This window comes from Kitasatospora sp. NPDC032757 (assembly GCF_055579305.1).
This window is the reverse complement of record NZ_JBVINN010000004.1, coordinates 448,626-463,235: the sequence shown is the minus strand read 5'-3', so window position 1 is coordinate 463,235 and position 14,610 is coordinate 448,626. Positions and strand designations below refer to the sequence as shown.

Annotated in this window: 12 protein-coding genes and 2 pseudogenes; 4 read left to right on the top strand and 10 right to left on the bottom strand. The window is 70.7% G+C overall.

Features of this window, described 5'->3' with window-relative positions; all coding sequences use genetic code 11:
* The 9 genes and pseudogenes from ACZ5WK_RS09670 to ACZ5WK_RS09630 form a co-directional block, all read right to left on the bottom strand.
* A partial coding sequence (locus tag ACZ5WK_RS09670; protein ID WP_465546573.1) for a right-handed parallel beta-helix repeat-containing protein occupies positions 1 to 2,027 on the bottom strand: 2,027 nt, incomplete at its 3' end.
* Positions 2,028 to 2,460: 433 nt separating this feature from the next.
* Positions 2,461 to 4,581 carry a right-handed parallel beta-helix repeat-containing protein gene (locus ACZ5WK_RS09665; protein WP_465546571.1) on the bottom strand — a complete coding sequence of 707 codons (2,121 nt, stop codon included), beginning with the start codon at positions 4,579 to 4,581 and terminating at the stop codon, positions 2,461 to 2,463.
* Between the two features lie 366 nt (positions 4,582 to 4,947).
* Positions 4,948 to 5,637 carry an SDR family oxidoreductase gene (locus ACZ5WK_RS09660; RefSeq protein WP_465546569.1) on the bottom strand — a complete coding sequence of 230 codons (690 nt, stop codon included), beginning with the start codon at positions 5,635 to 5,637 and terminating at the stop codon, positions 4,948 to 4,950.
* Between the two features lie 13 nt (positions 5,638 to 5,650).
* Entirely contained in the window at positions 5,651 to 6,175 is a 525-nt protein-coding gene (locus tag ACZ5WK_RS09655) for an LOG family protein (RefSeq protein ID WP_465546567.1), read from the bottom strand.
* A 96-nt stretch (positions 6,176 to 6,271) separates the two neighbouring features.
* Positions 6,272 to 6,787 (bottom strand): annotated as a pseudogene (locus ACZ5WK_RS09650) (Uma2 family endonuclease); the annotation flags it as partial.
* Positions 6,788 to 6,892: 105 nt separating this feature from the next.
* Positions 6,893 to 7,339, bottom strand: a pseudogene (locus ACZ5WK_RS09645) (NUDIX hydrolase); the annotation flags it as partial.
* Positions 7,336 to 8,349 (bottom strand): hypothetical protein, encoded by a 1,014-nt coding sequence (locus tag ACZ5WK_RS09640; protein ID WP_465546565.1) that lies wholly within the window; start codon positions 8,347 to 8,349, stop codon positions 7,336 to 7,338. The gene ACZ5WK_RS09640 and the pseudogene ACZ5WK_RS09645, both read right to left, overlap by 4 nt.
* 267 nt (positions 8,350 to 8,616) lie before the next feature.
* On the bottom strand, positions 8,617 to 9,156 hold the full coding sequence (locus ACZ5WK_RS09635; RefSeq protein ID WP_465546563.1) for a GNAT family N-acetyltransferase: 540 nt from the start codon (positions 9,154 to 9,156) through the stop codon (positions 8,617 to 8,619).
* The gene (locus ACZ5WK_RS09630) at positions 9,153 to 10,433 is read right to left on the bottom strand and encodes a helix-turn-helix domain-containing protein (RefSeq protein ID WP_465546561.1); all 1,281 of its coding nucleotides are present in this window, start codon (positions 10,431 to 10,433) and stop codon (positions 9,153 to 9,155) included. Before ACZ5WK_RS09630 ends, ACZ5WK_RS09635 begins: the two co-directional genes overlap by 4 nt.
* 191 nt (positions 10,434 to 10,624) lie before the next feature.
* Between ACZ5WK_RS09630 and ACZ5WK_RS09625 the strand changes: the two genes are divergently transcribed.
* From ACZ5WK_RS09625 to ACZ5WK_RS09610, 4 genes are all read left to right on the top strand, one after another.
* Complete coding sequence (locus tag ACZ5WK_RS09625; protein ID WP_465546559.1) at positions 10,625 to 11,104, top strand: ATP-binding protein; 480 nt, start codon at positions 10,625 to 10,627, stop codon at positions 11,102 to 11,104.
* Complete coding sequence (locus tag ACZ5WK_RS09620) at positions 11,101 to 11,244, top strand: hypothetical protein (RefSeq protein ID WP_465546557.1); 144 nt, start codon at positions 11,101 to 11,103, stop codon at positions 11,242 to 11,244. The genes ACZ5WK_RS09625 and ACZ5WK_RS09620 overlap by 4 nt, the downstream gene beginning before the upstream one ends.
* A gap of 340 nt (positions 11,245 to 11,584) precedes the next feature.
* Positions 11,585 to 11,734 carry a hypothetical protein gene (locus ACZ5WK_RS09615; RefSeq protein ID WP_465546555.1) on the top strand — a complete coding sequence of 50 codons (150 nt, stop codon included), beginning with the start codon at positions 11,585 to 11,587 and terminating at the stop codon, positions 11,732 to 11,734.
* On the top strand, positions 11,731 to 12,909 hold the full coding sequence (locus tag ACZ5WK_RS09610) for a methyltransferase domain-containing protein (RefSeq protein WP_465546553.1): 1,179 nt from the start codon (positions 11,731 to 11,733) through the stop codon (positions 12,907 to 12,909). Before ACZ5WK_RS09615 ends, ACZ5WK_RS09610 begins: the two co-directional genes overlap by 4 nt.
* A 103-nt stretch (positions 12,910 to 13,012) precedes the next feature.
* Here the strand turns inward: ACZ5WK_RS09610 and ACZ5WK_RS09605 are convergent, their stop codons facing one another.
* Positions 13,013 to 14,527 (bottom strand): alpha/beta hydrolase, encoded by a 1,515-nt coding sequence (locus ACZ5WK_RS09605; protein ID WP_465546551.1) that lies wholly within the window; start codon positions 14,525 to 14,527, stop codon positions 13,013 to 13,015.
* Positions 14,528 to 14,610: the final 83 nt, after the last annotated feature.

The following is a 14,610-nucleotide window of genomic DNA, read 5'->3' as shown; positions in this document are numbered from 1 at the left end:
ACCTGGTTGGGGATGGTCTCCCCGGGCAGGAAGTTGAGGTTGGAGGCGTTGGGGGCCGCATCGCCGTGCGGGTACACGGTGAGGTGGCCCTCGGCGCCCGGCTCGGTGACCGTGACGTTCAGGATCACGGCGGCGACATTCGGGGTGTCACCGAGGGGGATGTCCAGCGTGCCCCAGGCCGGGACGGTGCCCGCCGGACGCTCGCTGCTCTCATAGCGGGTGTCCTCACGGGTGTCGATGAGCCGCCACGGCCCGTAGGGGCGGTAGCTGACCTTGCCCTCGGCGGTGTAGTAGCCGGCGAGGTCCGCGATCAGGTGCACGGTGCCACCGGAGGCGTTGTAGAACGACACCTTGCCGTCCTTCACCGGGAGCGTCACCAGGTTCGGGATCGTCCGCCCGGCCGTCCAGTTGAGGTTGGAGGCGTTCGGCGCCTTGTCCCCGTGCGGGTAGACCGTGAGGTGGCCGGCCTCCTGCGGCTCGGTCACCGTCACGTTCATCGTCACCGCCGTCACGCCCGTCGCCGGGATGCCGGCGATGCCGGCGACCGGCAGGTCGACGGTGCCCCACGCCGGGACGGCCTGCGCCGCCGGGACGCCGATCGGCTCACGGGTGTCCAGCAGACGGGTCGGACCCTGGGCGTGGAAGAGGTAGCCCTTGGTGCCGTAGTAGCCGGCGAGGTCCGCGATCAGGTGCACGGTGCCGCCGGAGGCGTTGAAGAAGGAGACCTTGCCGTCCTTCACCGGAACCGTCACCAGGTTCGGGATCGTGCGCCCGGCGGTCCAGTTGAGGTTCGACGAAGGCGGCGCCTCGTCGCCGTGCGGGTAGACCGTCAGGTGGCCGTCAGCCTGCGGCTCGGTCACCGTCACGTTCATCGTCACCGCGGTCACGCCCGTCGCCGGGATGCCCGCCACACCCCCGACCGGCAGGTCGACGGTGCCCCACGCCGGGACGGCCTGCGCCACCGGCACTCCGATCGCCTCACGGGTGTCCAGCAGGCGGGTCGGACCGGCCGGGGTGAACGCGCTGCCCACGTCGAGGTTCTCGTAGGCGCCGCGGTCGCGGATCCCGTTGCCGGTGCCCGTGTTGGCCACCGTCACGTCATCGACGGGGGCCCGGCCGCCGCCGTCGGTCGGCAGCATCCCGGGGGCGCTCTCGTCGGCCGAGTCGACCGTGAGGTCGAGCGGGGCGTTCGGGCCCTTCGGGGCCCAGCTCAATGCCACGAAGTCGTGCGCGCCCTGGCCGGTGGCCGCGGTGAAGGCCGCCTGGGTGGCGTAGGCGGTCCCGGCCCAGCTGTACGCGGCGCCACCGCTGCGCGGGTCGACGACGTTGTAGTCCACCTTGGTCCCGCCGGTGGCGCTCTGGGCGACGGTGATCCCGGTGGCCCGGCCGTCCTGCTCGCCGCACGGCTTGTCCATGCCCTGTGCGGTGTTCACCACGTTGTTCTCGACCACCGCACCGGTCGACGCGCCGTCCAACACGATGCCGGGGAAGCACGACGAGTACAGGGTGTTGCTGACGACGGCGGTGTTCGGGGCGTCCTTGACCAGGACCCCGGTCATCTCGTCCGCGTAGTTCGCCTGGAGCCTGTTGGTGGTCACCACCGTCCCGGTGGAGCCGCCGTCCACGGTGACCACCGGTCCCTGGACATAGCCGAAGTCGCCACGCCCGTAGAGCACCTTGTCGGAACCGTTGGTGATGTGGATGCCGGCGCCGCCGAAGACGAAGGTGTTGTCGAACGACACGTCACGGGCGCCGTCCACCAGCACGGACGTCTTCTTGAAAGCGGTAGCGAAGCTCAGGTTCTCGAATCGCAGGTGCTCGGCGCCCTTGACGACCAGGCCGTTGACCCGCTGGTCCCACGTCCCGATCTTGGCACCGCCACCCGAGGAGCTCCCGCCCTTCTCGGCGTGGAAGGTGATCGGCGCCTCGGCGGTACCCGACCGGGTGATCGTCAGGTCCTCGTTGTAGGTACCGTCGGCGATCTCGACGGTCTGGCCCGGCTGGACCACGGCCGCCGCCGCGCCCACGGTGCAGAACGGCGCCGCCTGGGTGCCGGTGCCGCTGTCGGTGCAGTTGGCACCGGCGGCGTTGTCGACGTAGAGCGCGGTGGCCGCGGCGACCGCGCTGTTCGCTCCGACGGCCGGCAGGCCGACCGTGCCGAGCAGCGTCGCGCCGACGGCCAGCGCTATGCGGGTTCTGGAAATTGGGATGCCCCCCTGGGCGGGAAATGCGGTCGAATGCCGCGTTCATACCCTCGTCAACCTGGGGTTCTCCCGGCGGAGGGCGGGCGGATCATTCCACAGCCCGACGAGGACGCGCAACGCGTTTCGACACCTCGACGAAGGCGTCCTGCGGGGCCCGGAATGCCGGGTGGCACACCGCCCCGGGACCACTAACGCGGGCGGCCCCGCCGCCGGGCCGTAGGCTCGGTGGCGGGGCCGCCGGGGTGGTGCTTTCGAGTCAGTACGCCTGGTAGCCGAACAGGTCGACGACGAGATGCAGCGGCGCACCGCTGGCGTTGTAGAACGAGATCACGCCGTCCTTGACCGGGACCACGGCCTGGTTGGGGATGGTCTCCCCGGGCAGGAAGTTGAGGTTCGAGGCGTTCGGCGCGGCATCGCCGTGCGGGTACACGGTGAGGTGGCCCTCGGCGCCCGGCTCGGTGACCGTGACGTTCAGGGTCACCGCGGTGACGTTGGGGATGTCACCGAGGGGGATGTCCAGCGTGCCCCAGGCCGGGACGGTGCCCGCCGGACGCTCGCTGTCCTCCCAACGGATGTACTCACGCGTGTCGATCAGCCTCCACGGCCCCACCGGGCGGTAGCTCACCTTGCCCGCGGCGGTGTAGTAACCGGCGAGGTCCGCGATCAGGTGAACGGTGCCACCCGAGGCGTTGTAGAAGGACACCTTGCCGTCCTTCACCGGGAGCGTCACCAGGTTCGGGATCGTCCGCCCGGCCGTCCAGTTGAGGTTCGAGGCGTTCGGCGCCTTGTCCCCGTGCGGGTAGACGGTGAGGTGGCCGACCTCCTGCGGCTCGGTCACCGTCACGTTCATCGTCACCGCGGTCACGCCGGTGGCCGGGATCCCCGCGACGCCGGCGACCGGCAGGTCGACGGTGCCCCACGCCGGGACGGCCTGCGCCGACGGGACACCGATCGGCTCACGGGTGTCCAGCAGACGGGTCGGACCCTGGGCGTGGAAGAGGTAGCCCTTGGCGCTGTAGTAGCCGGCGAGGTCCGCGATCAGGTGCACGGTGCCGCCGGAGGCGTTGAAGAAGGAGACCTTGCCGTCCTTCACCGGAACCGTCACCAGGTTCGGGATCGTGCGACCCGCCGCCCAGTTGAGGTTCGACGAGGCCGGCGCCTCGTCGCCGTGCGGGTAGACGGTGAGGTGGCCGTCAGCCTGCGGCTCGGTCACGGTCACGTTCATCGTCACCGCGGTCACGCCGGTGGCCGGGATCCCCGCCACGCCCGCGACCGGCAGGTCGACGGTGCCCCACGCGGGGACGGCCTGCGCCGACGGGACACCGATCGGCTCACGGGTGTCCAGCAGACGGGTCGGGCCGGCCGGGGTGAACGCGCTGCCCACGTCGAGGTTCTCGTAGGCGCCACGGTCGCGGATGCCGCTGCCGGTGCCCGTGTTGGGCACCGTCACGTCGTCCGCCGGCGCCCAGGCGCCACGGTCGGACGGCAGCATGCCCGGGGCGCTCTCGTCGGCCGAGTCGACCGTGTGGTCCAGCGGCGCGTTCGGGCCCTTCTGGGACCACGACGGCACCACGAAGTCGTGCGCGCCCTGACCGGTGGCCGCGGTGAAGGCGGCCTGGGTGGCGTAGGTGGTACCGGCCCAGTTGTAGCCGGCGCCACCGCTGCGCGACTCGACGACGTTGTAGTCCACCTTGGTATCCCGGGTGGAGTTCGCCCCGACGGTGATCCCGGTGGCCCTGGCGGCCTTGTCACCGCAGGACTTGTCGAGGTCCGCGGCGGCGTTCACCACGTTGTTCTCGACCACCGCGCCGGTCGACGCGCCGTCCAGCACGACGCCGGGGAAGCAGCGCGTGTTCATGGAGTTGCTCACCACGACGGTGTTCGGGGCGTCCTTGACCAGGATGCCCGTCTCGTCGTCCACGGAGCCGGGCTGCAGGACGTTGGTGGTGACCACCGTTCCGGTGGAACCGCCGTCCACGATGAGCCCCGGGCCCGCCGTGTTGATGTCGCCTCGCCCGAACAGCACCTTGTCGGACCCGTTGGTAATCCGGACGCTGTTGCCTCCGGAGATTCCGGTGTTGTCGAACGCCACGTCACGGGCGCCGTCCACCACCACCGACGGCCCCCGGTAGACCGGGGTGATGACCAGGTTTTCGAAGCGGACGTGCTCGGCACCCTTGACGAAGAAACCGTTGACCGGCTTGTCCCAGCTGCCGAACCGGGCGCCGCCACCCGAGGTGTTCTCGTTCTTCTTCGCGCGGAAGGTGACCGGCGCGTCCGCGGTGCCCGACCGGGTGATGGTCAGGGTCTCGTTGTAGGTGCCGTCGGCGATCTCGACGGTCTGGCCCGGCTGGACCACGGCCGCCGCCGCACCCACGGTGCAGAACGGCGCCGCCTGGGTGCCGGTGCCGCTGTCGGTGCAGTTGGCGCCCGCGGCGTTGTCGACGTAGAGCGTGGTGGCCGCGGCGACCGCGCTGTTCGCTCCGACGGCCGGCAGGCCGACCGTGCCGAGCAGCGTCGCGCCGACGGCCAGCGCTATGCGGGTTCTGGAAATTGGGATGCCCCCCTGGGCGGGAAATGCGGTCGAATGCCGCGTTCATACCCTCGTCAACCTGGGGTTCTCCCAGCGGAGGGCGGAGGGATCATGACACAGGGGGGAAGTCCTCGCCAAGGCGGTTTCAGGGGCCCGTCGTAGCACCGTGGAGCAGGAAGTCGGCCGGGCCGGCTTCCTGCCCCCTCTGCCCTACTTCCCCGGGCGGACGGTGATCTCGGTGATCTCCGCGTCGCGCGAGGCGTCGAGCGCGGCGAGGATCGCCTTCGCCACCGACTCCGGCTCGATCCAGCGGTCCGCGTCGTACGCCTTGCCCTCCTGCTGGTGCACCTTGACCTGCATCGCGGTGGCGGTGCGGCCCGGGTAGACCGAGGTGACCCGGACGCCGTTGGCGTGCTCCTCCTGGCGCAGCGAGTCGGCGAGCGCCCTCAGCCCGTGCTTGCTCGCCGCGTACGCCGACCAGTCGGCATGGGCGTTGAGGCCCGCGCCGGAGTTGACGAACACCACGTGGCCCTTGACCAGCCGCAGCGAGGGCAGCAGCAGCCGGGTCAGCTCGGCGGGGGCGACCAGGTTGACGTTCAGGGTCTCCTGCCAGGCCTTGACCGGCAGTTCACCGACCTGGCCGAGCTCGACCACACCCGCCACGTGCAGCAGCGAGTCCAGTTCGACCGGGAGCGCCTGGTGGCCGAAGGCCCAGGACAGCTTGGCCGGGTCCTTGAGGTCCCCGACCAGCGTCCGGGCGTCGGGGAAGCGTTCCCGCAGCTCGGCGCCCCGGCGGGCGTCGCGGGCCAGCAGCCAGAGTTCGTCCCCGCGCTCGGCGAGACGTTCGGCGAGGACGGCGCCGATGCCGGAGCCCGCGCCGGTGATCAGATGTGCAGCCATGGCCCTGATCCTCTCAGGCCTTGAGCTGGTCGAAGACCTGAGCCGGAGTGTCCGCGAAGTTGATCAGTTCCCCGAGCGGGCGCGGCAGGAAGCCCTCGGCGTCCATCCGCTCCAGCTGCGTGCGCAGGCCCGCGTAGAACCCCTCGGTGTCGAGGACGATCACCGGCTTGTCGTGCAGCGCGTGCTTCTTCAGCTCCAGCACCTCGGTCACCTCGTCCAGCGTGCCGAGGCCACCGACCAGCACGACCACCGCGTCGGCGCGCATCAGCAGCTGCGCCTTGCGCTCGGCGAGGTCCCTGGTCATGACGAGCTCGTCGGCACCCTCGTACCCCTTGTGCCTGAGCAGCTCGACGAGGACACCGACCAGCTTGCCGCCGGCCGCCTTCACCCCGTCCGCGAGCAGACCCATCAACCCGGCGTTCGAGCCACCCCAGACGAGGGTGTGGCCGCCTTCCCCGAGAAGCCTGGCGAACTCGGCAGCGGGGCCGGTGTAGCGGTCGTCGAGGGAGTACGCGGAGCAGAAGACAGTGATATTCATAGTGCTCCCCGGTCTATCACGCCCCGATGATCCTTCTCACCGGCATTACGCGCCACCGGCCGAACAGGGCGGGCGCCAGCCGGCGAACTCAAAGGGTCAGTCCTTGTACGGGACGAGCTCCGACAGGCCCAGCGTGAAGCCGAAGGGCTCCGGGATGCCGATCGCGTCGCCGAACTTCCGGTCGCTGCGGGTGTGGTACCGGTCATGGTTCGGCTCGGAGAACAGCGTCACCGTCTCCTGGCGCGGGTCCACGATCAGGTACAGGGGGATGCGCATCACGGCGTAGTCGTGCAGCTTGTCCATCCAGTCGTTGCCCGGATTGGACGGCGAGACGATCTCCACGGCGATCAGGGCCTCCGCAGCAGGAGCCTTGTTGCCCGACCGGGAGAGGACGTCCACCGGAAGGTAGGTCAGGTCCGGCTCGCGTCCCTTGGAGACATCCGGGCTGACGATCTCGCTCCGCTCGCTGGGGAGATAGCCGTCAGGAGCGTGCTGCTCGAACTGCCTGCGCACCTGGGCGACGTTGAGCTGGTGGATGTTCGACGGCACCGCCTGCATGATCAGCGTGTCTCCGGACCATTCGATCCGGACGCCTTCGGGGGCGATCCGCTCCAACTCCTCGACGAAGTCGCGGTGCTGCCCGTAGAAGGTCATGCCGTCCTCGCCGGAGGGTGCCTCGGACATCATCGACGATTGCGCATCCGACGACTGCCGGCCAAGCACGTGCCGGCCATCGTGAACACGGATACTCGGTGCCGCGTCACCCCGAAGCGCGTCCAGCACGCGCACGGCGTAGACCTCGGCCATGCGGTCGGACACCTCGGCGGGCGTGAGCCAGGCGACCGCGGTCGACTCGGCCGAGAGCTGCTCGGACCCGCCCTCGGGGTGGCAACGGAAGACGAGGGCGACGATGCCACGGCTGGTGTTCTTGTACACCCCGGTCAGCCGGTCGACTGCGATCTCGACCCCCGTCTCCTCGTGGACCTCACGCCGCACCCCGTCCTCGATGGACTCGGACAGCTCCAGCACCCCGCCCGGGGGCTCCCAGGTGCCGTTGTCGGCCCGGCGGATCGCCAGCACCCGGCCGTCCTCACGTACGACGACCCCGGCGACGGACACCGAGTGGAGCGGCATTGGCTGGGGCTTCCCAGCGTCGTTGCTCATGCGCAGGAGGATAGGAGCCCCGACCCACCGCGGGCATGCCGGTCCGAGAGGACACACAGGACGGCGACCAGACCGGCGGCGAGACGGTCCGCAGGGGCGGCGGCGGGGGCATCCTCCGGCCGGTGGGACGCCAGGCGGGCGGCGAGCCACCCCGGGGACGCCCAGTCGGCCTGGATGGCCATGGTGGTGACCCGGCGCAGCAGGTCATCCTCCGGGACGGCGCGGGCGGGCTCCTGGAGGTCGGGTGGCAGATGCTCGGTCATCCGCTCCCAGCCCGTACGGTCGGACGGCGGCAGCGGTACCGGCGCGGGCGCTTCGCTCGCGCGCGGAGTGGTAGCTGTCACCGCAACAGCAACCATCTGCTCTACCTGGTAAGGGACTTCCTGGTTCTGTCCGCACGTGCGGAGCTTCGAGCCTTCACGTGCGGACTTTCCCGACTCCGCACGTGCGGATGTCCGCTCCCCGCAACGCGGTTGCGGCAACACCGCACGTGCGGACTTCGCCGACTCCGCACGTGCGGGCTCACCGGCGTCGCAGCGGAGCAGCTCCTGCTTGACGCGCCGGGCGTCGGCGCGCAGGACGGAGAGGGCGGCGTCCCAGTCGGGGACGCCGCCCAGGGGCATGGTGACGGCGTAGCCGCGCACCCGGGTGCCGGAGGGGCCATGGGCGAGGGCCATGACCCCTGCCGCCTCGGCGGCGCGATAGAAGCCGGGGACGGAGTCCTTGGAGACCCGGCAGGCGCGGGAGAACCAGAGATTGGACGGCGGGCAGTGGAGGTTGGTCCCGTCCGCGTCGGCCTTCTGCGCGGCGTGCATGAGGAAGAGGACGAAGGACGGCCCGAGGGACTTCCAGGGCCCGCCGGTCGGGACGCTCTGCATCCACTGCCCGACCCGGATCCGGAACTCGTTCGCGGGCGGGGTGCCGGTGGGACGGGCGAGGGCGAGGGCCTCGGTGGTGACGACGTGCACGTTCGACCTTTCGTGGCCGATATGCGAGCCGGAAGACAGCACGGCTGGCATACTGGCCGAGGTTGGTAGACGCGTGCGCCGGAACCGCCAAGTTGTAGGCGTACGCGTGGAAATGGCCACCGCCCGACTGGGCGGTGGCCATTGCAGTTTATGCCACGAGAGCAGCGGATTTGACGGACAGTCATAGATTCGCTGCGGTGAGTGCTCGCACGCGCGGGCTGCGGCGATGCCAGACGCGCAGACGACGTACAGGAACGGCTCGCGATGCTCGGTCAATCCCAGTCTCCCAACCCCGACGTGGGCGGCGGATCAGACGAGGTCGAGGACCATCACGTCGTGCCGGGCCGCGCCCTCCCAGGGGATCGCTGAGCCGACCCGCCGGTAGCCCCATGCACGGTAGGACGCCTGCGCCGCAGTGGCCTCCGGTCGGCTGTTCAGCATCACCCGGGCGTTGTCGAGACCCTCGACGAGGACGCGATGCATCCGGGTGGCGACGCCTTGACGACGCCGGGCCGGTCGGACGGCCAGCTCGAAGAGACCGAACGTGCGTTTTCCGTCTTCCCGCCTGAGATCGTCGGGCACGGGATCAGTCAGCGTGTCCCACCATCCGGTGCCTGCCGACAGCGGGTAGCCGTAAGCCATGCCCACTACGGTGTCGCCGTCGAAGGCGACAGCGGCTCGGAAGCCGCGGCGACGGACCTGCGAGCGGAACCGGCGGAACGCCCGCTCCACGTCGGCCGGCCCCTCCCCGTACGGGGGCTCCGCGAACGCCTCCGCAAACACCATCTTCAATTGTGGCTCAAGAGCTGCTGTTTCCTCTCCGTCAAGAAGCTGCACCGTCACCGTCACGCCGTCCTCCGTTTCTGCACCGCGACACCGAGCACCCGGAGCTCCTCGACACAGTCCCGTGCCGCCGCTGTGTCCACGCCCGCGGCCGAGGCTGCCACCGTACGCAGCCGGTCAGCGAGCCGAGCCGAGGCCATCCCTTGCGCGGCATTGGCACTGGCAACCGCCTCGGCACAGGCTTCCTCGATCTCGCCCGCCTTCATCAGTACCTCAGCCAAACGCGCCCGGTACAGTGCCGCGTTTCGGCTGTATGTCGGACCGAGCCGGTCAACGGCGGACCGAAGGAACGGGACCGCGTACGCCAGGTGCCCGGTCTCCACATGCCACGCGGCCGTCGCATAGTCCACCTCAACCTGACCGGCGAACGCCGTCCACGGGGGTGCGTCAGTGTCCCTGTCGGACCTGTCTTGCCACGTCAGAGCCTGTGACAGAGCCCGGCGGGCCCCCGGATGGTCACCGGCCGACGAAAGCGCCCGAGCCTGCCGCAGCGCGACCACTGATTTCACTCTCGGTCCGCCGTGCACCTGTGCGATCTCTCCGGCGGCGGTCGCGGCCGCGACCGCTTCCCATGGCCGTTTCTGCTCAACCGCGAGCAGGGACAGGCTGTCGAGCGCCCGGACTTCCAACAACGGATTGTCCACCAGACGGGCCGAAGCCAGCGCCTCTGTGCACGCCACGCGGGCCGCCGCCGACCTCCCCGCGTCGAACTCGATCCATCCGAGGTGAGAGTGCAACGTTCCGACCAGGACGTGAAGTTCACGCCCGACGGGGGCGAGGTACACCCCATCGGTCATGACCTTCTCCATGCCCCTCAGCACGCGCGTGGCAGCCTGCCGAGCGACTCGGCCGCCGCGCGAATGATCAATGGCATACAGCCCGGCAATGTCCGACTGGAAGGCCCTAACGTCGATCGTGCCGATGCGCCGGCCGGTCCGCGCGGCGGGGAGGGCGGAGGCGCCGAGGAGGGCTCCGACGTCTACGACGAATTGTCGACGGTGCAACACGTCTTCCTGGCGCCCGCCCTTCGGTGTGCTGTGGACCCGCTCTAACGGGACGGTGAACCCGAGTTCGGCAAGTGGAACACCCAACAATGCTTCCAGTACAGCCTGTTGCCCGGGGTGCGGCAAGGGCGGATTGAGCGACTCCCACCGACGGAGCTGGCGCACACTCACGGCCGCGTCAACTCCCATGCGCCGCGCCATGTCCGAGAACGCCGCAACAAACGCCTCTTGGGTGTATCCAGCGGCTTTCCGCTGATCGGCTAATGGCAGCGCTGACACAAACCCCCCTCAGCAGACCTACGACTAGGACACCCTCCCACCGAAGAACGCCCGCCATGCGCGAAACGTCCGGTGAAACGTCCGGTCTCGCTTGACCCACGGGCCTTCCCGGAACGGTGAACTAGGAATACCTCGCCAGCGCATCAACCAACGGCGAGGGATCCACCAAACCACCCGTGGGAGTGACCTCGATGCCTCGACCCACCATGTTGTCGGCTGGCACCGGCTATGGCAGCAAGCAGTTGCTCCGCCCTCTGGTAACTGTCATCGCGGAGCCGACCGTCGGCGAGCTCACCGAGTCGGCGGCCTTATGCCTGGCCTACCAGCCCGAATCGGTGGGCCAGGCTCGGCGGCTGGTCAGAGACCAACTGACGAGCTGGGGACTGCCCCAGCTGATCGACACCGCCGCGTTGGTCACCAGTGAGCTGGTGACCAACGCGGCGAAGACCGGCTGCCAGCTGTTCATGACTGTCACCGTCACGCTCATCGCCGATGAAGCCGTGCGGATCTCGGTGCGGGACGGCTCGCGGTCCCTGCCCGTCCTTCTCCGCGCCTCCGACGACGACGAATGCCACCGTGGGCTCGGCCTCGTCCACCAACTCACGGGCGGCCGGTGGGGGGTCACGGTCGAGCCGTTCGGCAAGATCGTCCATGCCGACATCGCCCGGTGACCGACCTGCCCACGAGGCGACACCCCGGCGACGCCGAAGCCTTCGAACCCCTCCGCGCCTGGACCGCCTACGCCGTGTCGGCGGCGGCCCTGTTGCACCTCGCCGCTGCCGCACTCGTGCTGGCCGGACACACCCGCTGATCTCGCGGCAGGACACCGCCACACCACCGATCGAGAGGAGCACCGCCATGGCCACCCCGCAGTCCCCGCCGCCGCCCAGGCCGAAGCCCGTGGGCCAGCCGTCGCCCCGGCCGCCGGACCGGTAGCGCCCGGGCAGGTCAAGCCGGCAACAGGCAGTAACCCCACCGGCTTTTCGCTGTCCGGGAAGAGCAATCCAACATGACAGCGAAGCCATCCCCGAGAGCGGTCGCGCGCCCTCGGGGAGCTGCCGCCCGGCATGCCTCCTGGAGGATGCGAGGGGCGGCCAGGCAACACCCCGGCAGGCGACCGCCTGTCGGCCCGACCAGCAGGGAGGTACGACATGGGTAAGCGCGGAGGCGGCTCCGGCGACGGCAAGGGCGGCAAGCAGCAGGACGACAGCAACAAGGGCGCCGGGCACGGCGGCGGGGGCTCCGACGAGGGTGGCAACACCTCGGACGGTTCGGCCCCGGCGGGCGGCGGCGGCAAGTGACCGGCGAGACGCACAAGGAGGCGGGCCCCCTGGGGCTCGCCTCCGCGCTGGTGGCCGGCGGCGCGCTCTCCTCGGACTGGCTCCCCTCCTTCAAGGCAGTGCCCCGTGAGCTGTTCGTCCCGGATCGGATCTGGCCGGGCATCGCGGACGGCACCGAGCAGACCCCCGTGGTGCACCGGTCGCAGGACCCCGAGGCGTGGCGGAGGGCGGTCTGCTCGGACATCCCGCTGACCACGCAGTGGGACGACGGGGACCACGAGGGCGACGGACTCGGCACGACGCCGAGTTCGTCCAACTCCATGCCGACCATGGTGTTCTCGATGCTCCAGGACCTCGACGTGCGCCCGGGCGACAGGGTGCTGGAGATCGGCGCCGGGACCGGCTGGAACGCCGGCCTGCTGGCGCACCGCCTGGGCGGCCCCAACGTGGTGACCGTCGAGTACGACCCGGACGTTGCTCGCGGTGCCCGGGAGAACCTGGACCGGGCCGGACTCGGGCCGACCGTGGTCGAGGGCGACGGTCGGGCAGGGTGGGCAACGGGCGCTCCGTACGACCGGGTGATCGCCACGTGCTCCCTGCTGGAGATCCCTCCGGCGTGGCTGGAACAGACGGCCCCCGGCGGGATCATCGTCGCCCCGTTCGGCACCGAGTACGGCGGCGAGCAGATCGTCCGGCTGGCCGTGAACGATGACGGGACCGGCGCGAGCGGCAGGTTCACCCGGAGTTCGGCGTTCATGCGGCTGCGCCAGCAGCGCACGGACCGGCCGCCCTTCGAGGACTACCTGCACGGGCAGGAGTGGCCTGCCGACGGGGTGAGGAGCATGACCACTCTCGCCCCGCCGGACACGGGCGGGTGGTTCGAGCAGTTCGTCATCGGGGCGGGCGCGCCCGGGGCGTTCTGGCGGGCGGAGCGCTACGACAGCGGCGCGTACACGCTCTGGCTCTACAGCCGCGACACCCTGTCGTGGGCCTCCGCCGACTACGAGGAGGGCCGCACGGAGTACGAGGTGTACCAGTCCGGCCCCCGCAGACTGTGGGACGAGGTGGCCGCCGCGTACCGGTGGTGGGCCGACCAGGGCTGCCCCGGATACGAGCGGTTCGGCCTGACGGTCGCCCCGGACGGGCAGTACGTCTGGCTGGACTCCCCCGACAACCCCGTGCCGCAGCACACGTGACACGGCCTGGGGCCTGACCGTCCAATACGGACGGTCAGGCCCCAGGCTCGTTCAGAACAGCGGCGCGCCCGCTGCCGGCCGCGGGTCAGCCGGACGATGCGGATCAAACACCCTGGCTGCCGCAGGTGAGGTCCTTCGCGGGGAGCCGGCCCGTGGTCAGGTAGCGGGTGACGGTGGCGTCCGCGCAGGACGGGCCGGCCACCACCACGCCGTGCCCCTCACCGCCCGCCACCGTGACCATGCGGGCGCCGTGCAGGGCCCGCCGCATGCCCTGGGCCATGGCCAGCGTCGCCTGCGGGTCCCACTGGTTCTGCACGATCAGGGCGTTGACGTCGTTGCTCACCACGGTGGCCGGTTCGCGGGCGGCCGACTTCCAGAAGGCGCACGGCTGGATGTTGGATCCCAGGTCGCCGGCCAGCGGGCGGGCGGCCCGGTCCCGGACCGCGTCCCGGCGGTACTGCTCGGGGTCGCGCGGCCAGCTGCGGGTGTCCCCGCAGAAGACGGCCCACACGACGGCGGACACGTTGTCCGCCGGGACCTGTGCGTCGAAGGCCCCCGTCGCTGCCCCCTTCCCCGCCCCCGTGCCGGCGGGCCGGACCGGGGCGGGGTCCGCAGCCGCCGTGGTCCCCGCCGGTGTGCCCGCCGGTGTGCCCGTAGCGGCGGCCTTCAGCGCGACGATCCAGGGGGTGACGGCCTCGACCCGGACGAAGTCGGCGTATCTGGCCCGGATGGCGTCACCGCTGAGCAGTTCGCCCGCGATCGGGACGGGTGAGCGGTCGGCACTCGCGATCAGGTCCCAGTACGCCGCCCGGACCTGCTCCGGGGTGGCGCCCAGCCCGTACGTTACGTTGCGCGCGGCGGCCCACTGCGTCCAGCGGGTGAAGGCCAGTTCGGCGCCTTCGGACGAGCCCCGGAGCAGGCCGCGCCACGCGAGGGCCGGGTCGAGCGCGCTGTCGAGCACGAAGCGGTCCGCTCGCTGGGGGAACATCTGCGTGTAGACGGCGCCCAGGTAGGTGCCGTAGGAGTATCCGAAGTAGGAGATCCTCCGCTCCCCCAGGGCCGCGCGGACGACGTCCATGTCCCGTGCCGTGTTGCGGGTGGTGATGTGCGGCAGCAGGTCCCCGGCCTTGGCCCAGCACTTGTCCGCCACTGCCCGGGCCCGGGCCACGTCCTGCGCGAACGTCTGGGCCGAGTAAGGGTGTTGGAAGGTCTGCTCGTCAGCCGTCAGCTCGCAGCCGAGCGGTGAACTCTGCCCGGCACCGCGCGGGTCGAACCCGATCAGGTCGAACTGCTCGCGCACCTGCGCCGGCAGCAGCGGCTCCATCTCCGCGGGCATGGTCAGCCCCGGGGCGCCCGGCCCGCCGGGGTTCATCAGCATCACGCCGTGCCGCTTCGCCGCACTGGCCGCCTTGACCCGCGACACCGCGAGGTCGATGGTCCGGCCCCCGGCATCGCCGTAGTCCAGCGGCACTCTGACCTTCGTGCACTCCAGGGACGACGGGCGGTCCGCGCCGCAGCTCTGCCACCGGAGTTGCTGCCGCCCGTACTTCTGAAGCGTCTCGTCCTCCGCCGCGAACGCCGTCGCCGGGGCCATGGACACCGCCAGCACGGCTGTCACCGCGCCGGCCGTCAGAGCGGAAATCGTTCGTCCAGTACGCAGAACCATGCCGGCCCCCTGTGTGGAATTCGGTGTCGCAGTAC

Bases quoted from the DNA above. Each gene is read 5' to 3' on its own strand.
- ACZ5WK_RS09660 (WP_465546569.1), bottom strand. From the start codon at position 5,637: ATGGCTGCACATCTGATCACCGGCGCGGGCTCCGGCATCGGCGCCGTC.
- ACZ5WK_RS09655 (WP_465546567.1), bottom strand. From the start codon at position 6,175: ATGAATATCACTGTCTTCTGCTCCGCGTACTCCCTCGACGACCGCTAC.
- ACZ5WK_RS09625 (WP_465546559.1), top strand. From the start codon at position 10,625: ATGCCTCGACCCACCATGTTGTCGGCTGGCACCGGCTATGGCAGCAAG.
- ACZ5WK_RS09615 (WP_465546555.1), top strand. From the start codon at position 11,585: ATGGGTAAGCGCGGAGGCGGCTCCGGCGACGGCAAGGGCGGCAAGCAG.